This window comes from Streptomyces sp. So13.3, assembly GCF_005860785.2.
GTDB lineage: Bacteria > Actinomycetota > Actinomycetes > Streptomycetales > Streptomycetaceae > Actinacidiphila > Actinacidiphila fildesensis.
Genome location: NZ_CP048835.1, coordinates 333,945 through 351,211 on the forward strand (window position 1 = coordinate 333,945; position 17,267 = coordinate 351,211).

18 protein-coding genes are annotated in these 17,267 nt (G+C 69.1%); 11 read left to right on the plus strand and 7 right to left on the minus strand.

What is annotated here, in order from left to right:
• Positions 1 to 185: 185 nt before the first annotated feature.
• Positions 186 to 452: a hypothetical protein gene (locus tag C8250_RS01605; protein WP_138351744.1), complete on the plus strand. Its 267-nt coding sequence runs from the start codon at positions 186 to 188 to the stop codon at positions 450 to 452.
• A 152-nt stretch (positions 453 to 604) separates the two neighbouring features.
• Here the strand turns inward: C8250_RS01605 and C8250_RS01610 are convergent, their stop codons facing one another.
• From C8250_RS01610 to C8250_RS01620, 3 genes are all read right to left on the minus strand, one after another.
• A complete protein-coding gene (locus C8250_RS01610; RefSeq protein WP_138351745.1) occupies positions 605 to 1,156 on the minus strand; it encodes a GNAT family N-acetyltransferase in 552 nt (183 codons plus the stop codon).
• Between the two features lie 93 nt (positions 1,157 to 1,249).
• Positions 1,250 to 3,052 carry a serine/threonine-protein kinase gene (locus tag C8250_RS01615; protein WP_138351746.1) on the minus strand — a complete coding sequence of 601 codons (1,803 nt, stop codon included), beginning with the start codon at positions 3,050 to 3,052 and terminating at the stop codon, positions 1,250 to 1,252.
• Between the two features lie 262 nt (positions 3,053 to 3,314).
• Positions 3,315 to 3,782, minus strand: coding sequence for a GNAT family N-acetyltransferase (locus C8250_RS01620; RefSeq protein ID WP_138351747.1), 468 nt, complete (start codon positions 3,780 to 3,782; stop codon positions 3,315 to 3,317).
• A 226-nt stretch (positions 3,783 to 4,008) separates the two neighbouring features.
• Here C8250_RS01620 and C8250_RS01625 point away from each other — a divergent pair, with 226 nt between their 5' ends.
• The 5 genes from C8250_RS01625 (at position 4,009) to C8250_RS01645 (ending at position 9,682) form a co-directional block, all read left to right on the plus strand.
• Complete coding sequence (locus C8250_RS01625) at positions 4,009 to 5,193, plus strand: low temperature requirement protein A (RefSeq protein WP_187144689.1); 1,185 nt, start codon at positions 4,009 to 4,011, stop codon at positions 5,191 to 5,193.
• A gap of 172 nt (positions 5,194 to 5,365) precedes the next feature.
• Complete coding sequence (locus tag C8250_RS01630) at positions 5,366 to 5,563, plus strand: hypothetical protein (protein WP_138351749.1); 198 nt, start codon at positions 5,366 to 5,368, stop codon at positions 5,561 to 5,563.
• Between the two features lie 129 nt (positions 5,564 to 5,692).
• A complete protein-coding gene (locus tag C8250_RS01635) occupies positions 5,693 to 5,878 on the plus strand; it encodes a hypothetical protein (protein ID WP_138351750.1) in 186 nt (61 codons plus the stop codon).
• 492 nt (positions 5,879 to 6,370) lie between these two features.
• The gene (locus tag C8250_RS01640; RefSeq protein ID WP_138351751.1) at positions 6,371 to 7,597 is read left to right on the plus strand and encodes a hypothetical protein; all 1,227 of its coding nucleotides are present in this window, start codon (positions 6,371 to 6,373) and stop codon (positions 7,595 to 7,597) included.
• 6 nt (positions 7,598 to 7,603) lie between these two features.
• Positions 7,604 to 9,682, plus strand: a complete 2,079-nt coding sequence (locus C8250_RS01645; protein ID WP_138351752.1) for a tetratricopeptide repeat protein — start codon at positions 7,604 to 7,606, stop codon at positions 9,680 to 9,682.
• A 641-nt stretch (positions 9,683 to 10,323) separates the two neighbouring features.
• On the opposite strand, the gene C8250_RS01655 is transcribed toward C8250_RS01645, so the two are convergent.
• Positions 10,324 to 10,752 (minus strand): VOC family protein, encoded by a 429-nt coding sequence (locus tag C8250_RS01655; RefSeq protein WP_138351753.1) that lies wholly within the window; start codon positions 10,750 to 10,752, stop codon positions 10,324 to 10,326.
• 334 nt (positions 10,753 to 11,086) lie between these two features.
• On the opposite strand from C8250_RS01655, the gene C8250_RS01660 reads away from it, so the two are divergent.
• Positions 11,087 to 12,211 carry an NADH:flavin oxidoreductase gene (locus tag C8250_RS01660; RefSeq protein ID WP_244808940.1) on the plus strand — a complete coding sequence of 375 codons (1,125 nt, stop codon included), beginning with the start codon at positions 11,087 to 11,089 and terminating at the stop codon, positions 12,209 to 12,211.
• A 129-nt stretch (positions 12,212 to 12,340) separates the two neighbouring features.
• On the opposite strand, the gene C8250_RS01665 is transcribed toward C8250_RS01660, so the two are convergent.
• Together C8250_RS01665 and C8250_RS01670 are read right to left on the minus strand one after the other, a co-directional pair.
• Positions 12,341 to 13,075: a hypothetical protein gene (locus C8250_RS01665; protein ID WP_138351755.1), complete on the minus strand. Its 735-nt coding sequence runs from the start codon at positions 13,073 to 13,075 to the stop codon at positions 12,341 to 12,343.
• Positions 13,076 to 13,336: 261 nt separating this feature from the next.
• Positions 13,337 to 14,341 (minus strand): helix-turn-helix domain-containing protein, encoded by a 1,005-nt coding sequence (locus tag C8250_RS01670; protein ID WP_138351756.1) that lies wholly within the window; start codon positions 14,339 to 14,341, stop codon positions 13,337 to 13,339.
• Between the two features lie 97 nt (positions 14,342 to 14,438).
• On the opposite strand from C8250_RS01670, the gene C8250_RS01675 reads away from it, so the two are divergent.
• From C8250_RS01675 to C8250_RS44670, 3 genes are all read left to right on the plus strand, one after another.
• Positions 14,439 to 15,272: a dienelactone hydrolase family protein gene (locus tag C8250_RS01675; RefSeq protein WP_244808941.1), complete on the plus strand. Its 834-nt coding sequence runs from the start codon at positions 14,439 to 14,441 to the stop codon at positions 15,270 to 15,272.
• 151 nt (positions 15,273 to 15,423) lie between these two features.
• The gene (locus tag C8250_RS01680) at positions 15,424 to 15,702 is read left to right on the plus strand and encodes an Atu4866 domain-containing protein (RefSeq protein WP_138351757.1); all 279 of its coding nucleotides are present in this window, start codon (positions 15,424 to 15,426) and stop codon (positions 15,700 to 15,702) included.
• Between the two features lie 85 nt (positions 15,703 to 15,787).
• Positions 15,788 to 16,168: a hypothetical protein gene (locus C8250_RS44670; protein ID WP_306665001.1), complete on the plus strand. Its 381-nt coding sequence runs from the start codon at positions 15,788 to 15,790 to the stop codon at positions 16,166 to 16,168.
• A 72-nt stretch (positions 16,169 to 16,240) separates the two neighbouring features.
• Here C8250_RS44670 and C8250_RS44675 read toward each other — a convergent pair whose 3' ends face one another.
• A complete protein-coding gene (locus C8250_RS44675; RefSeq protein ID WP_331284060.1) occupies positions 16,241 to 16,603 on the minus strand; it encodes a hypothetical protein in 363 nt (120 codons plus the stop codon).
• 50 nt (positions 16,604 to 16,653) lie between these two features.
• Between C8250_RS44675 and C8250_RS44680 the strand changes: the two genes are divergently transcribed.
• On the plus strand, positions 16,654 to 17,217 hold the full coding sequence (locus C8250_RS44680; RefSeq protein WP_307811519.1) for an amidohydrolase family protein: 564 nt from the start codon (positions 16,654 to 16,656) through the stop codon (positions 17,215 to 17,217).
• Positions 17,218 to 17,267 lie beyond the last annotated feature (50 nt).

Genomic DNA, 17,267 nt, shown 5'->3' on the forward strand with positions numbered 1-17,267 from the left:
CACCGACGAGCTCGCCGGGATCGGAAAGGAGACCGACCAGCACCCCGTCGCCCCCGAATGCCGCAAAGGCCACCGTCAGCTGAATCACCTCAGGGCCCTGCCTGCGGGACCCTGAGACAAACCCGGAAGCTTCCTGGACGTGCGCAGCAGTAGTCGATGGAGCACCGTTGAGGTGGAGGTACGCCATGAAGCACTACGAGACGCGGATCTTGCTGTACTGGACCGAGGGCCAGTTGGCCCGAGGCTGGACCGACAGCGATCACGACTCGGACGATCCGATGGGGCTCGCCGAAGAGGCCAAGGCACGCATGCTGAGGATGCGGGCGGCCGGCCAGATGCCCACGCAGGCCGAGGGCTTGACGTGGACAGAGGTGGAGCACGGCGCCGTGCAGGTGTACGGATACGGAATGGGACATCACGAGACCCCCGTGGCCGAGGTGGGCCTGTTCTGAACTACATGGCCTCTCCTTAGGCGGTAGCGCGCGCTCTGCGAGGTTCTGTCCGCTCTTCCGTAGTGGCTACGGCAGTCTGCGCGACGAAGCACGGCTGTTGGCGCCGGTCGACACCCAGGTGGCCACGTGGATCCGCGCTGTCGCGCCCGGACTCAACCGGACGGTGTGACCGGTGACCACACGCCGAACAACTGCTCGGCACCCCATTCCTCGAACCGTTCCACCGCGGTGAACCCCAGCTTCGCCGCGAGGCGCATCGAGCGCGCGTTGGCGGTCTGGGTGGTGAGCACCACCGGCTCGCCGGGAAGCGCGTCGGCGAACCAGCCGAGTGCCGCTGCGCATGCCTCGGCGGCATACCCATACCCCCACGCCTCGGGCAGGAACATGTAGCCCAGCTCGGCCTCGCCGCCCTCCGGACGGACGTGACCCGGACGCTCCGCGTCACGCCGATCGAGCAGCTGGATGTAGCCGATCATCGCCCCGCCGAGCTCGACCACGAAGAAGCCGGGGCGCCGCCCGGGCACTTCGGGCACGGTGCGCTCGAGCTCATCACGCGGCCGAGCGCCGCCGACATACGTGCCGACCTCCGGCGAGGCGGACAGCTCGATGCACGCCGCACGGTCCCGCGCCTCGGACGCACGGAGCACGAGGCGCTCGGTCTCGATCGGGGCAGGTGGCCAAGCGACGTGTCCGGGCTCAGTCATGGCGGCAATCTATCGCGCGCCCGCATGCGGGAGCCCCAGTACCGGCCCACGAGGCGGCCGACCTACCGTCTTCGACAAGCAGACCCGCACGCTTTAGTAGGGCACCGTGCCGCACCAGGTCTGCGCCCAGGCGGAGGCGCCGTACTGGTTGGCCGCGCGTACCGCGACGCAGATCTCGTCACCGGAGAACGGGCCGTTGATCACATACTTGGTGCCGCTGGTGGACAAGACGCTGTCGACGTTCTTCGTGGTGAAGTTGCTGCCCTTGTTGGTGTAGTGGATGTCGTACCGGGTCGCTCGGGAGATCGCCGACCAGGACACCGTGAGCGGCATGTTGCACGCGCCGACGCAGGAATTGTTGTACGCGACGTTGTAGCCCGTCATGGCGGGCGGCCGGGAACCGGCGGGCGTGGTGGCGGGCTTGGTGGCCGGCGAGGTCGCGGGCGGCCTGGGGGGCGAGCCGACGGTACTGGACGGACCTCCGCCGCCCGGGCCCGAAGGGCCGGACCCACCTCCGGACCCGCTGCCGCCGGCGGTTGGACTGCTGTTGCCGCCACCCCCCGGCGGCGCCGAACTCCCAGCGCCCCCCTGGGCGTTCTGCCCACCCGTGACGCCCTGTGCTGTGGCGGGCGAACCGCCTCCTGTGCCGGGTGCGTTACTGCCCGCAGGAGCAGCACTCACGCTGCCGGACGGCGGCTTGGCCTCCGCTCCGGCCCCGCGGCCGCTGTCGTAGGTATGGAGCAGCGCGGCCGTGCCGCCACCGACGGTGATAACGGCGACGATGGGCAGCACGATGAGCGTGCTCCGCCGACGGGGCCGCCGTTCGCGCTCCCCCGTTGTGGCGCCCCCTGGGGCCGGCATGACGTCGGGGGTCCCGCTCTGCGGCCGCAGCCCGACGGTCGCCCGGTCCACCGGCTCCTCCCGAAGCGGCGCCGCCTCGGCGTCGAGCAGCCGTGCCGACTGCTGCGCGAGATGCGCGACCACCGCGGCAGGCAACCACGTGCCGAGCGTGATGAGGGGACGCGTCCGCTCGGGAGCGTCCAGCAGCTCGTCGACGCTGGGCCGTTGGGCGGGGTCCTTGATCAGACACAGGGCGATGAACGCCCGCAGCGAGGCGTCCTCGACGCCCGTCAGATCGGGCTCGCCCTCGACTATCTGGAACATCACGGCGTGCTGGTTGCTGGCCCCCTGACCGAACGGCAGCTTCCCCGTGGCCGCATACATCAGCACACACCCGAGGGTGAACACATCGCTCTTCACCCCGGCGCGCTGCCCGCGCACCTGCTCCGGCGACATGAACCCGGGAGAGCCGACGACCATCCCCGTACTGGTCAGCAAGGAGTCGACGGACGTTTCGAGCGCCCGGGCGATTCCGAAGTCGATCACCTTCGCGCCGTCCACGGTGAGCATCACGTTGGACGGCTTCAGGTCGCGGTGCACGATCCCGGCTTCGTGAATGTCCTTGAGTGCCTTCAGCAGCCCGAAGGTGAGGGCGTGCAGGGACGCGGCCGGCAACGGCCCGTGCCGCCGTACGACTTGTTCGAGCGAGAGCCCGGGAACGTACCCGGTGGCGACCCACGGCGGATTGTCGTCCGGATCCGCGTCGAGCACCGGCGCCGTGTACTGCTCCCCGACCCGCCGCGCCGCGTCGATCTCCCGCCGGAACCGCGCCCTGAACTGCTCGTCGGACACGTGCTCTTCGTGCACGACCTTCACCGCGACGGTCCGCCCGCTGTCCGACCGTGCGAGGAACACCCGCCCCATGCCACCGGCACCGAGCCGCCCGAGCAGCAGATACGGACCGATCCGCGCGGGGTCGCTCACCGCGAGCGGTTTGATGCCCCCGTCGAGGTAATCGTCCCGCTCGTCGTGTCCGTCCCCGTTCGCACTGCTCATGATGGCGTGACTCCCCCGGATCTTCTCGCCTGGTCATCGGCGTAACTCACCTGAGAATAGACACTGTTGATGTACCCGGTGAAGAAGGGGACGCGCGGGACGGCCGGGACGGTTCTCCGCACGGCTCCCGGACGGTCGGCCGGAGGGCCAAGAACATCAGCAGCAGGCGCAGCGGTGGGGCATTAGCTCTCCTCAGCGGTGTTCCCCGCGAGCGCGGTGACCGGAAGAGTTCATCGGGATGCTGCTCGCAGTTGAGTGAGTCCTATGCGTGGTCATCACGCTCGAGAAGTCGCTCGAAGCACAGAGAACTCTCCGTTCCTGCATAGGCACCGAAGTTCGGGATCCGTTCGTAGCCGGCGCGCGTGTAGAAGCGGACCGCATCGGGCTGGGCATCGCCGGTCTCCAGCCGAAGGCTCGTCCAGCCTCGCTCACGCGCCCAGTCCTCCAGCGCGCGGAGGATCCGCAACGCGATACCTGAGCCGCGCCAGGCCGGGGCAACATACATGCGCTTCACCTCACCTACCCCGTCCCCGAGATGGCGAAGTCCCCCGCACCCGACAGCGGTGCCGTCGTCGTCGCGAGCCACGAAGAACGACGCGATGTCCGCTTCCGACGGCGCCGCACCAGGTTCGCTGTCCGGGGTTCCGTAGCGCACGGCGATCTCCGCTCGCTGCCGGACGCGAAGGGAGGTGGCGTCCGGGTCCGCCCACGGGACCTGTTCGATCTTCATGTCACGGATTCTGACAAACATCGATTTCCGGCAGGTAAACCCATCCGCTCTTGTCGCAGGCCATGAACGGCACCCACCGCGCACTCGCCCAATCCAGCGATAGCACCGCACCTGTTGCGCACGCTACGGTCATTCCGCAGCCGCCGAGCTGAACCGTCCCGTTCACAACACGCGGCTGTGATCTGGCCTGCCGGTGCTGCGGCGCCGTGCTGGGACAATCGCGAACGTGACCGATGAGAGAGCCGTCCCGGACGCCGCGGACGCCGTTCGACCGCTGGAACTCTTCTTCGACCTGGTCTTCGTCTTCACCATCACCCAGGTCGCCTCCATCCTCGCCGCCGAACCCACGCTCCTCAGTCTGAGACGCGTGGCCGTGCTCCTGGTGATCATCTGGTGGATGTACTCCGGCTACGCCTGGCTGACCAACGCGCTCGATCTGGACCGCACCGGCCCCCGCCTGCTCCTCCTGACCGGGACGGCGGGGTTCTTCCTGATGTCGATGGTCGTACCGAAAGCCGCCGGAACGGGGCCCTGGGCGCTGATCTTCGGCGCAAGCTACCTCGTGGTCGTCACCGTCCACCTGGTCGGATTCATCGGCACCTCAGGGCACCGCGGCATCCTCCGCGTCGGACCATTGAACCTGGCCAGCGCCCTGGTGGTGCTGGCCGCCGGGTTCGTGCCGCCGCACGCACGGTTGTGGCTCTGGACGCTGGCAGCCGCGATGGAGGTGATGACACCCCTGGTCACCGGGGTCGGCAAGTTCGCAGTCGGTGCCGGGCACTTCGTGGAGCGCCATGGACTCGCGGTGATCATCGTCCTCGGCGAGTCGATCGCCGAGGTCGGCGCGGCGACATCGCGAGAGACCAACGTGACCACCTCCATCGTCGGTGCCCTCCTGGCGCTGGTACTGAGCGCGGAGATGTGGTGGCTCTACTTCGACCGCGAGGAACGAGAGAGCGAAGCACGGCTGGAACGCGTCCCGGCGGATCGCCGGCCGCGCGTCGCCGTCTACTCCTTCGGGTACGCCTACTACCTGATCATCCTCGGCATCGCGGTCGCGGCGGTCGGAATGGAGAAGGCCATCGACGAGTTCCGCCACTCCTCCCACCACCTCGCGGCCTTGCTCCTACCGCTCGGGATCTGCCTCTACCTGGTCGGACTCGCCTGCTTCCACCGCACGCTGGCGGCCAACTGGTCCCGACCCCGACTCACAGCAGCGCTCGCCGTCGCGGCACTCGTCGCCCCCGCCGCACGCTGGAACAGCGGCGCCGTCGCGCTCGCGACAGCCGCCCTGGTGCTGCTCGCACTCATCGTCTGGGAGAGCGGGCAGTTCCGGCAGAACTGGGGTGGAAGGGGAGCCGGCATGGGGGCGCTGAGCGTCAAACCACGGACGCCCAAACGGCAGGATTGACGAGCGAAGCGTAGAGATCTTGTCGGGTGGGAAGGGAACCGCCGGGAGTGGAGTATCCCTTGCACTGCATCGTCGTCAACACGGCAGCGTTCAGAGGCTGCCCGGCGGTGCAGGTCGGCCCTCCGTCGGCGGGAGAGAGCCCCATGGCTCTGTCATGGCCTCGGAGGCTCTCATGCTTCGCTTCCTGCTCGCCGCCGCCTTGGGCGGCTGGCTCCTGATCGTCCTTCTGCTGTTCGGGGTCGTCATCGCTCCGGCGGTGTGGTCGAAGTTTCCCGCCCGTCGCCGGCAAGCGCTGCGGGTCATGCAGGAACTGCGGCACTGGCTTCCCTGCCTGCTCCCCAACCTGCCCGGCTGGCTTCGGCGCCGATGAATACCCAGCTCGTCACGCTTGGCAACCATCCGAACCGCGCGGGCAGCGCCCGAGCGCGCGCCCTGCCGCAGTCGGGACGGACCTCGCGACCGGCGCTCCCAGCCTCGGCGCCGTGTGGACGGGGCCGTGATGTCTGACGCGACCGAGGCGCCGCTGCGGGCGTACCGGCTGCCCGTGTTCCCGACCGCCGTCTACTGGAACGGCTGGGCGGTGGACCGCCTCAAGGAGCTCCTCGGCGACGACCTCGAAGCCCGGCTGATCTGGTCCGAGGACCCCACCCTCACTTCGCACCCCAACCCCTGGGGAGTTCTCTGAGGGCGTTTCCGGCCCGGGGCGTTGCGGTCGCCGCGCATGCAGAGCCAGCGAATTACCGGCTCCCGGCCCAACGCTGGAGCACCCGTAGGGTCTGAGCCATATTCTCGGCCACCGCGTGCTCCCGCCATGGAATCCGGAAGCAGAATGCGGCAGCTCAGATGGATGGACGGGGGATATTGGGCACTTGCTGATCTATCTGAGCTGACGGCGGATGTCTTGACGCACCTGAACCGACCGGGGATGTTGAGTCCCGCCCGGCCGCCGGCCGGGGCAGCCATCAAGCCGGGAGGTTCACCATGAAGTCGACCACCGCTCTCAAGGCCACCAAGAAGATCACCGTCCGCCGCACCGGCGACATCCGCCTGACGTCGGCCGCTTGTCAGTGCCCGTACAGCGCCAACGCGTAACGGTAGCGCGGTACATCCAGCCCGGGCGCGCCGGATCACCGGTGCGCCCGGGTACGCCGGGTGCCGGCCGATACTGGGGAGCGATGTGAGCGGATCCACCCTTGCGGTCTACGAGTTGAGCTATGTCCCGGAGGGTGACGGGGTCGTCGTCGGTCGGCTGGACACCGGCACCTACGCGGTCTTCCCCGCCGACGGCGCCGAGTTGCTCCGGCAGCTCTCCGAGGGCCTGCCACTGGACGAGGCCGCCGAGTGGTACGAGCGGACGTTCGACGAGCCGGTCGACGTCGAGGACTTCGTGGCCACGCTCAACGACCTGGGCTTCGTCCGCGACGACGCCGCAGAACCGGAAGAGCCCGCCACCGAAGTCCGCTTCCGCCGGCTGGGCCGCGCCGCCTTCTCGCCGGTGGCCTGGCTCTGCTACCTGGCCGTCGTGGCCGGCTGGCTGGTGGCCGTCGCTCAGCACGGCGAACTGCGGCCCGCCCCCTCGCAGATCTTCTTCGTCAAATCGCTGCTGACCGTCCAACTCGTCATCACCTTCGGGCAGATCCCGCTGCTGCTCGCCCACGAGGGCTTCCACATTCTCGCCGGACGGCGCCTGGGCCTGCCGACCAAACTGCGACTGAGCAACCGGCTCACCTACATCGTGGCCGAGACGCAGACCAACGGTCTGATGAGCGTGCAACGCCGCAAGCGCTACCTGCCGTTCCTGGCCGGGATGGTCTGCGACGCCGTGGTGCTGGGAGTGCTCGGGCTGATCGCGGCGGCGGGCCGGCACGCCGACGGCAGCTTCCCGCTGACCGGCCGGGTCTGCCTGGCGCTGGCGTTCACCGTGGTGATGCGGATCGGCTGGCAGTTCCAGCTCTATCTGCGCACCGACCTCTACTATGTCTTCGCCACCGCGCTGCGCTGCTACGACCTGCACGATGCGGCCAAGGCGCTGCTGAAGAACCGGATCTGGCGCCTGCTGCGCCGCCCGGAGCGGCAGGCCGACGAGGAGCAGTGGACCGAACAGGACCGCCGGGTCGGCACCTTCTACGGACCGTTCATCCTGCTCGGCTTCTGCGTGCTGGCCACCATCACCGTCTTCGCCAGTATCCCGGTCACCGTCAGCTACTTCCGCATCGCCGCCCAAGGCATCGGCTCCGGGCACGTCGATCCGCACTTCTGGGACTCCCTGCTGTCGCTGGGCATGAACGTGGCCCAGGTCGTCGCGCTGATCGTGCTCTCCCGGCGCAAGCGCCGCGCCTCGTACGGGGCCGCCTCGGCGCCGTCGTCCCGCTCCTTGTCCACGACCTCCCCGAGCGAAGGGTGAACTGACATGGCCGGTCATCGCAGGATCATGGGCGGCAGCCCGGCGGCGCGGCCCGGGTACCCCGGCACCGGGGAGCACGCCGTCGTGGCCCGCTGCCACCGGCGGCTGCGCGGCCCCTACACCGGAGTGGACACCGTACTGCAGGCTGTGCTGCCCGAGGCGGTCCGCCGGTGGCCCGAACTGGTCGAGCACCACCGGGTGGAACTGCTCTACGGCATACCCGAATTGGCAGAGCTGATCGGGCCGGCCCCGCGCACTCTGGCGAACGAGTCCTCCATCAAGGAGCGCACCCGGTTCTTCGGCGCCGGGATGATCCGCTGCATGAGCCAGGGCATCGTCACCTTCCTGCTCGAGTACGCCCGCCGGATGCAGTCCTGCGGCGAGCCGGCCCCCTGCCTGGTCTTCGACGAGGTGGCGGAGGCGGAGCCGACCACGCAGGAGTTCATCGCCCTGCTGGTACGCCGCGCCGACCCGCAGCATCTACAGGTGGTGGTCCGCGGAGCCGAGGGCGAGCTGCCGGACGAGCTGGCGCGGGTGCTGGACCGCTGCACCGAGCGGACCGACGCCGGGGCGCCGCCGCCCGAAACCGCAACCCCGCGTGGCGAAGCCGGGTCGGCCGCATGGGCCGAGGCTTACGTGTCCGGCGACGGCACGAGCGGCGACCCCGACGAGCTGCTCGCTTACCAGCAGACGGAGCCTGACCTGCGCGCGCGGCTGCACGACCGGCGCGCGCAGGAGCTGGAGGACGCGTCCCCGGGTTGGGGCGTCCGGGTCGGCGCCCTCGCCTACCACCGCGAGCACGGCAGCGATCCGTCGGGCGCCGGTCGGCTCGCCCTGCTGGCGGCCCAGCGCTACTGCGTCGAGGTCGGCTTCTCGGCGATGGTGGTGGACCTCGGCCTGCGCGGCCGGGCCGTCACGGACCCGGACGCCGAGCAGCACGACTTCTGGGACTTCACCCAGCAGGCGGCGCACGCCTGCGTCCCGCTCGACCGGCTGGACCAGTCGATGGAGCTCTACCTGGACCTGCTCCAGCGCTACCCGGACCCCAAGGTCCACATGATGACCAGCTACTCGATCGCGATGCTGCACACCCGCTTCCTCCGGCCGCGTGACCACGACCAGGCGCTGCGCTGGCAGAACAACGCCGCCGCCATCGCCGGCATCCTGCCCGACCCGGCCGAGCGGCTCACCTTCAGCGTCTTCCACGACAACGGCCTGGCGCTGGTGGAGATGCACCGGGGCAACCTGGGGCGCGCACTGGAACTCGTCGAGTCCTGCCTGGCCAGACTGGACGCGCAATTGACCGACGACGAGTGGCAGTTGCACCGCTCGCAGTTGCTGTACAACCGGGCCCGACTGCTGACGGCCACCGGCCGGCTGGACGAGGCGTTCGCCGACTACTCGACGCTGGTCGACCTCGACCCCTATTACACCGACTACCTCTCCGAGCGGGCCCGGATCCACCGCTCGCGCGGCGACTTCGCCGCCGCCCTGGCCGATTACGACCGCGCGGTACAGCTGGCTCCGCCGTTCCCCGAGCTCTTCTACAACCGCGGAACGGCGCGCGTCGAGAACGGCGACACCGACGGTGCGCTGGCGGACTTCGGCTACGTCCTGGAAATGGAGCCGGATGACGTCGACACCCGGCTCGCCCGGGCCGAACTGCTCCTGGACCTGGAGGAGTTCGACGCGGCGGAGACCGACATGGCAGCCGGCCTCCAACTGCGGCCCGCAGAACCGCGACTGCTGTGCATGCGCGGCACGATACTGCTGCAACGCGGTGCGCTCACCGAGGCGTTCGAAGCGCTCAACTCGGCCGTCGACCTCGACCCGGACTATCCCGCGGCCCTGCTCAACCGCGCCGTCGTCCACTACCAGCAGGACCGCTACCAAGCTGCCGTCCAGGACCTCACCGCCACGCTGGACCTGGTCGGCGACGACCCGGACGTGCTGCTCAACCGCGGCATCGCCTACCAGGCCGAGGGCCAACGGGACCTCGCACTGGCCGACTTCGACCGCGCGCTGACCCTGCCGGGCGCGGACGTCACGGAATTGAAGGAGCAGCGCGAGCACTGCCTGGCGTGAGGGTCGGTGGGCCTGAGCCGCGGAGGGACAGCGGGCGAACGGATGGTCGACGGCGACCGCATCCCAGACCCTGGGGCGCGAGGGCCAGCCGCCCTGACCGGCGCTGCCGACCGCGCCGACCTTTACCGGGGAGCCGCTGCCGTCCGTGACAGGCAGCGTGGCGGCTCCCGGCCACTGGAGCGTGACCGTCTTCGTCTCGTCCGGCGGGGTCACCAGCAGCCGCGTGATGCGGACGCCGGAGCCGCCCGACTTGTTGATCGGGTAGTCGATGCCGAAGTACGTCGACTGCCCGTCCTTGAGGATGGTCGAGTTGGACTGCTGCCCCGTGGACTGCGGATGCGGTGCCACCCACCTTGTGGTGATCTCGCTGGAGGGCGCCGAAGTCGTCGCTTCGGGAGGCAGCTACCTGCGTGCCAGATTCGAGCTGGTCAACTGGGCGGCCACGACCGTGTTCGACGGTGTCGGCGCCTTCCGCTTCCACCTGGTGCCGGACGCCGACCGTTCACTGCTGGATGGCTTCCTCGAACTACCGGCCCCCGCACCTTCGGCGCCTGAGCCGTCATGCCCCGTGGGCCCGGCGCAGCCTGCGTCGGCAGATCTGGCGATCGCTGGCCCGCCGTCGGCCTCCACCCTGCGGCCGGTTAGTCGATACAGAACTCGTTGCCCTCGATGTCCTGCATCGGAATGCACGAATCATTGCCGTCATACAGCGTTTGCACGTGTACCGCGCCGAGCGGGACCAGCCGTGCGCACTCGGCCTCAAGTGCGGCGAGGCGCTCGTCACCCACGAGACCGGTGCCGACCCGCACATCAAGATGCACCCGATTCTTGGCAGCCTTCCCTTCGGGGACACGCTGGAAGTAGAGTCGCGGGCCCACACCTGAGGGATCACTGCAGGCGAACCATGAATCCCGCTGCTCAGGCGGCTGCGAGCGCTTGAAGTCATCCCAAGTGGCAAACCCCTCCGGGGGCGACGGTACGACGTACCCCAACACCTCACACCAGAAGCGAGCGAGGCGCTCAGGTTCTGCGCAGTCAAAGGTGACTTGGAACTTCTTGATCGCTGACATCGGCGCACCATATCAAGAGGACTCTGCGGCTCATTTCCCAGGTGAGTCCCCGTGCCGGCGAACAGTTGCGGGGCAATCCTCAGGTCGCCGATCAGCATGAAGCAACCGCTCGCCCGCGCCGGGGACAGCAGGGCTGAGGGCAGTCCGGGGACTCCGCCGCCTGCATCTCCTCACCTGGCTGTATCGAGGATCACAACGACGTATGGGCGGCTGGCGGAATCCCGAGACGAGCGGATCGGTTGCCATGGGGGGAGCTCGATGCATATGCACATACCGACCGTTATGCACCTTCTTCTCATTGTTCTTACCGTTCCTCCTCCCACAAGGAGCCCTCGTGTCCCCCACCGCCCCTGCCGACCGCGCGGCCCGGATCCTGTCCCGGCCGGTCTCGCTCAACGGCCTGACCGTCCGGAACCGGATCGCGATGGCACCCATGACCAGGATGTTCTCCCCCGGCGGTGTTCCCGGTGAGGACGTGGCCTCGTACTACGCCCGTCGCGCCGCCGCGGGTGTCGGCCTCATCATCACTGAGGGCACGTATGTCGGTCATGAGTCGGCCGGGCAGAGCGACCGCGTTCCGCGCTTCCACGGTGAGGCGGAACTGGCGGGCTGGGCCAAGGTCGCCGACGCCGTGCACGCTGCGGGCGGCGCGATCGTGCCGCAGTTGTGGCACATCGGCATGGTGCGCAACGCGGGGGATCCTCCCTACGCGGACGCCCCGGTGGTGGGCCCCTCCGGGATCGGCACGGAGGGCGCCGAGGTCACCGGCAAGGCGATGACGCAGCAGGACCTGGACGACGTCGTCGAGGCGTTCGCGACGGCGGCTGCCGACGCCGAGCGTCTCGGTTTCGACGGGGTCGAGCTGCACGGCGCGCACGGTTATCTGATCGACCAGTTCCTGTGGGCAGGCACCAACCGCCGCACCGACGCGTACGGCGGCGACCCGGTGGCCCGTACGAAGTTCGCGGCGGAGATCGCGGCCGCGGTCCGCGCCGCCGTCTCCCCCTCCTTCCCCATCCTCTTCCGTTACTCGCAGTGGAAGCAGCAGGACTACCGCGCGCGCCTCGCCGCGACCCCGCAGGAGCTGGAGGCGATTCTGACCCCGCTGGCGGAAGCCGGGGTGGACGCCTTCCACGCCTCCACACGGCGCTACTGGGTTCCGGAGTTCGACGGCGCCGACCTGAACCTGGCCGGCTGGACGAAGAAGCTCACCGGCAAGCCCACCATCTCCGTCGGGTCGGTCGGCCTGGACGGCGACTTCCACAAGGCTTTCCAGGGCGAGGGCGCCGCCGTCAAGGGCATCGACGACCTCCTCGACCGTATGGAGTCCGAGGAGTTCGACATGGTCGCCATCGGCCGCGCGCTCCTCAACGACCCGCAATGGGCCACGAAGGTGCTGGACGGTCGGTTCGGAGAGCTGGCGGCCTACGACCCGGCGTCGATGAAGTCCCTCACCTGACGTCGGTCAGGTGAAGCCGCACAGCTGAGCCGACGTCCCGCTCGCTCACGACAACGTCTCCTGACCGGCATGAGCCGACCCCGTTCATCGCCCCCGTGGCCTTGGACGGGGCCGCGCCGCAGTATGCGCTCACGCCTGACCGGTCAGGTCCGCGTGTGTGCGGAAGCTGTAGTAGCCGACCAGCGAGAACTGATTGCGGCCGGCCGGCGACGGCAGCGCGAACCCGCGGTCCAACAGCCGGTCGACGATCGGGCCGCAGCCATTCACACCAGGTACCGCGAACGTGCTGTCGTACATCTCCCCCTTGATGATCGGCGGTTGCTGGGACACCCACTGCGTGGGCCCGTAAGCGGTGGAGTTGATGGTCAGCGGTGCACGGTCGGAGCCGATGGCGCAGGTCCGCCGTGAGCCCGGGTACTGGAGGCGGAGCGTGATATCGATGGAGCCACGGATGGTGCCGTTTCCGATGAAGTCGGCGTGACCGGCGTACTCGGGCTGGATCCTCAGGCCGGGGATGCCGGGAACGGCGACCGACCGGGCGTGCATCGCGCCGAAGACCTGGCCGGTGGTGCCGTCGGGCAGCGGGCCCTCCGAGTGGGTGACGGTCAACGGCACGTCGACGGCGGGGATCCTGCCGGTTGCCAGGCGGATGTTGGCGACCATCACCTCGCAGCGCCAGGCGGCGGGATCGGCGCCCGACGGGAGCTGGGGACAGTCGCGGTAGTCGAAAGATGTGGGTATACCGGGGTCGGACGGTTTGGGCGGCAGTGCGGCGGCGTTCGACGCGGTGGCCGTGGCCAGTGTCAGTACGCCGGCGGCCACAGTGGCGGCAAGAGCGATGGTGAGACTCTTCGTTCGGGTCATGAGGCACAGCTTGGCTTCGGGCGCCGTCACACGACGTCCGGGGCGCCCCCCGCACAACCCTGACCGCACCCTGACACACGGTCAGGGGTGACGATTTCAGCGCCGTGTGCACGGGGCCGCCGGACCCAGCTCGATCCAGGCACCAACCCGCAGACAATGGGAGGCGTGAAGGCCACTGCGAGGGTACGAGCGCGGACGACCCACCGATGGGGCGAACGCCCGGTCCGCCGCCCAGGAACGCACGCCTGTCTGCGCGGCCTCTCAGTTCGTCGGGGTCGGCTCGTGCTGGTCGCCGCGGCGGTGGAACATCACGCGGTACTCCCTCGGCCGCCGGCCCGTGTGCCGGGCGAAGATGTCGCCGAACGCACCGGGATCGCGGTACCCGACGTCGGCGGCGATGCTCGCGACTGCCCTGTCGGTCGTCTCCAGCAGCTGTCTGGCTCGACGCACCCGGACCGTGTGCAGGTACGCGAGTGGAGTCTGGCCGGTTTCGTCGCCGAAGCGACGGAGCATGGTTCTCGTGCTGACGTGGAACTCCCGGGCGAGGACGGGCAGGTCGTAGCGGGTACTCAGGTTCTGGTCGAGCCACCGCTTGACGCTGAGCGAGAACTCCCTGCCCACCGTGGGTATGAGCCCTGGATCGACGTAGGGGGCCTGCGTGGAACGTGCATCGTCGACCAGGGCGATCCGCGCGGTGCTGCGGGCGATGCGGGGACCGTCGTGCTCGCGGATGAAGTGCAGCGCGAAGTCGTACATGGCGCTGAAAGCGGCTGTGGTCGTCACGCCCCGGTCCGTCACGACCAGACGCTCCGGGCGCAGGCGCACGTCGGCGTATCTGCGGGCGAACCGGTCCGCGAACAACCAGGACGTGGTCGCTTCGCGCCCGCCGAGCAGGCCGGCTTCAGCGACCAGGAAGGCACCCACGCAGATCGATACGACAGCGGTCCCCGAGGCCGCCTGTGATCGGATCGCAGCTACTTCCGGTCCCAGGCCGGCGAGTGTGGCGTCGAGATCGAGGGTGGGCGACAGCTCGAAACCCGGCACGATCAGGACGTCGACGGGGCGAACCGCCGAGACGTCGATGGCCGAGCCGCCGGACGCGATCACCCGTCGCCGGGGCGAGACGACCGACGTCTCATAGGCCGGCTCGAGCGATCCTTGCGCCGCGGCGACATGGGTGGCCATCGTCAGGAGGTCCGGGACTCCGAAGACTTCCGACGCGAAGCACCCGGGGTAGGCCAGCACCCCGACTCGCAGCGGACTCATGCAGTGCCTCCGACCATGTGACGGGTGGCGATATTACCGGGATACATGGCGATGCCGCCACTACTCCGGACGGCGGTCACGCCTCACCATCTGGGTCATGACCATCATGCGAGGACAGAGCGACCCCTTGGACGACTTCGCACGCAGGGCCGTCAGCGTCGATGGCGTCGATGGCGTCGATGGCGTCGACAAGACCGTGTACGTCGCCGGGTCAGGACCGGCCGTCATCCTCATGCCCGAGATGCCGGGTATCAGCCCCGACGTCGCACGGTTCGCGCGCTGGGTGCGCGATGCCGGATTCTCCGTGTACATGCCCTCACTCTTCGGCGTCGACGGCGCTTATCCACTCGCGGAGGCACGCGAGACCGTCGTCCGACGCGCGTGCGTCAGCGCCGAGTTCCGAGCCTTCGCCGGTGGCGGCACCAGCCCCGTCGTCACCTGGCTGCGCGGCCTCGCCCGCCTGGCGCACGCCGAGTGCGGCGGACCCGGCGTCGGCGCCGTCGGTCTCTGCTTCACCGGCAACTTCGCCTTGACCATGGCACTCGAACCCGCGGTCATCGCACCCGTGGTCAACCATCCGTCGCTTCCGCTCGACGACCCCGGCGCTCTGGAGATCAGCGACGAGGACGCGGCCGCCGTGGCTGAACGCATAACGAGAGACGGACTGAAGGTTCTCGCCTACCGCTTCGACAACGACACGTGGTGCACCGGCCGGCGGTTCGCGGCCTACCAGGCGCTGCTCGGCGACGCATTCGACGGCCGCGTACTCCAGGCGGAGACGGCGAACACCGACCCTCCGCCCTTCTTCCGTGACGTCGTCGGATGCGCCCACAGCGTCGTCACAGCACACCTTGTCGACCAGGACGGTCACCCCACCATGCAGGCCAGGAACGAGATCATCGAGTTCCTCGTCGAGCGACTCGGCACCTGAAGGTTGCGCTTACCGCTGTCCGTGCTTCGACACCGAAGTCGCCGCGCGATCCTCCCACTTCCCGAGGCAGGGTGCGCCGCACCTAGGAACCGCGCTCCCAGGATTGCCTCAGCCCTGGTTGTCACAGCTCACGACGGCGACAGTCGAGGCCATGACCTCCTCATACGCACCGGATTCGGGCCCACATCCCTACCTCGGGATGTGGGTGACCGCCGACGGGCACATCCGCCAGGAGTTGCTGCCCAACGGCCGCTACGACGAGGCTCGTGGCACCCGCACCAGCGCCTACACGGGCAGCTACCAGGTCACGGGCGCACGCATCGAGTACGCCGACGACTCAGGTTTCACCGCCTCCGGTGACTTCCGTGGCGACGTCCTGCACCACGCCGGCTATGTGTTCCACCGCGAAGGCGGGAAGCCGACTCCGTGATCACCACCCGGTCCACCCGGACGACCACCCCACGAGGGCGACTGCTGTCCCCCCGCCCCACCGCACGACAGGCAAGGACCAACCCATGAACCTCCGACGCGATGCGAGCGCACTGATCGACGCGTTGAACAACCAGTCCGGAGACCCCGACCGCCGGGTTCTGATCACCGGAGCCACCGTCGTCACCATGGATCCCGCCCACGGTGTCCTGACGTGTGCGGACGTCCTGATCGAAGGGGACATCATCCGTGCGGTGGCAACCGATCTGATCTCCCAGGGGGCGGCAGAGAACGCCGTGGTCATCGACGCGAAGGGCTTCATCCTCTCCCCCGGTTTCGTCGACACGCACCGGCACGCCTGGGAGGCGCAGTTGCGCCGGCTCATGCCGGACGTGAACGACCTCGGTGACTACGTGATGACCACCCTCGCCGGACTGGCCCCGGTCTACCGTCCCCAGGACATGTAGGTCGGCACCCGGCTCGCCGCCCTCACCGCGATCGACAACGGCATCACCTGCATGCTCGACTTCTCGCACAACTCACGCACCCCCGCCCACTCCGACCAGGCCGTCCAGGCCCTGATCGACACGGGCATCCGAGGTGTGCACGCCTCCATGGGCCCGCACTTCGGCGACTGGGACCGGCAGTGGCCCGGCGATCTCACCCGCCTGCACGACCGGTACTTCACCGGCGATCACCCGCTGCTCACCCTGCGCCTGGCGGCGCTGGCGACGGATGAGATCGCCGGACCCGACCTCGCCTACGGGCCGCAGCTCGCCCGCTCCGCAGCGGAGTTGGGCATCGGGGTCAGTATCGATGCGGTCCTCGGTGCCACCTCCTCCGCGGCCGTTCTCCGCTGGGCGAAGGAGGGCCTGCTGACGCCGCAGGTGACGCTCATCCACTGCACCGGTCTGACGCCGCAGGCCTGGCAGGCCAGGACACCGGAAGCACCGTGTCCCTGGCGCCCACCTCCGATGCCCAGATCGGCCTGGACTCCGCGATCCCCGCCATCGACGAGGCACTGGCGTCCGGCATCCGGCCGGGCCTCGGTATCGACGTCGAGGTCGCCCTGGCCAGCGACATGTTCACCCAGATGCGGGCTCTGCACACCATCCAGCGAATGCGGGCGGTCAACGCCGCCCACGGAACCACGGACCAGCCGCACCGGATCAGCACCCACGACGTTCTCGACTTCGCGACCCTCCAGGGCGCCAGGACCAACGGTCTCGGGGAGACGACCGGTTCCCTCACTCCCGGCAAGCAAGCCGACCTTCTGCTCATCGACGCCGAGGATCTCAACACCATGCCCCTCAACGATGCGGTCGGCACCGTCGTCCTGGGCTCGGACCCCCGCAACATCGCCGCCGTGTTCATCGCCGGACAGGTCCGCAAGTGGAACGGCCAGGTCCTGGGTGTCGACCTGCCGGCCCTGCGCCACGCGGTCACCGAGTCACGCGACCACGTCCTCAGCGCTGCGGCGGCCCAGGCCCAGAACCAGGGAGCGTCACCGAAGTAGCTCCTCCAACCACCGCCGGGAGGTGCCCCCGATCCGCCGCGGGACTCGGA

Excerpts from the sequence above, each read along its gene's own strand:
- C8250_RS01605 (WP_138351744.1), top strand. The coding sequence starts at position 186 with ATGAAGCACTACGAGACGCGGATCTTGCTGTACTGGACCGAGGGCCAG.
- C8250_RS01610 (WP_138351745.1), bottom strand. The coding sequence starts at position 1,156 with ATGACTGAGCCCGGACACGTCGCTTGGCCACCTGCCCCGATCGAGACC.
- C8250_RS01615 (WP_138351746.1), bottom strand. The coding sequence starts at position 3,052 with ATGAGCAGTGCGAACGGGGACGGACACGACGAGCGGGACGATTACCTC.
- C8250_RS01620 (WP_138351747.1), bottom strand. The coding sequence starts at position 3,782 with ATGAAGATCGAACAGGTCCCGTGGGCGGACCCGGACGCCACCTCCCTT.
- C8250_RS01630 (WP_138351749.1), top strand. The coding sequence starts at position 5,366 with ATGCTTCGCTTCCTGCTCGCCGCCGCCTTGGGCGGCTGGCTCCTGATC.
- C8250_RS01635 (WP_138351750.1), top strand. The coding sequence starts at position 5,693 with ATGTCTGACGCGACCGAGGCGCCGCTGCGGGCGTACCGGCTGCCCGTG.
- C8250_RS01645 (WP_138351752.1), top strand. The coding sequence starts at position 7,604 with ATGGCCGGTCATCGCAGGATCATGGGCGGCAGCCCGGCGGCGCGGCCC.
- C8250_RS01655 (WP_138351753.1), bottom strand. The coding sequence starts at position 10,752 with ATGTCAGCGATCAAGAAGTTCCAAGTCACCTTTGACTGCGCAGAACCT.
- C8250_RS01665 (WP_138351755.1), bottom strand. The coding sequence starts at position 13,075 with ATGACCCGAACGAAGAGTCTCACCATCGCTCTTGCCGCCACTGTGGCC.
- C8250_RS01670 (WP_138351756.1), bottom strand. The coding sequence starts at position 14,341 with ATGAGTCCGCTGCGAGTCGGGGTGCTGGCCTACCCCGGGTGCTTCGCG.
- C8250_RS01675 (WP_244808941.1), top strand. The coding sequence starts at position 14,439 with ATGACCATCATGCGAGGACAGAGCGACCCCTTGGACGACTTCGCACGC.
- C8250_RS01680 (WP_138351757.1), top strand. The coding sequence starts at position 15,424 with ATGACCTCCTCATACGCACCGGATTCGGGCCCACATCCCTACCTCGGG.
- C8250_RS44670 (WP_306665001.1), top strand. The coding sequence starts at position 15,788 with ATGAACCTCCGACGCGATGCGAGCGCACTGATCGACGCGTTGAACAAC.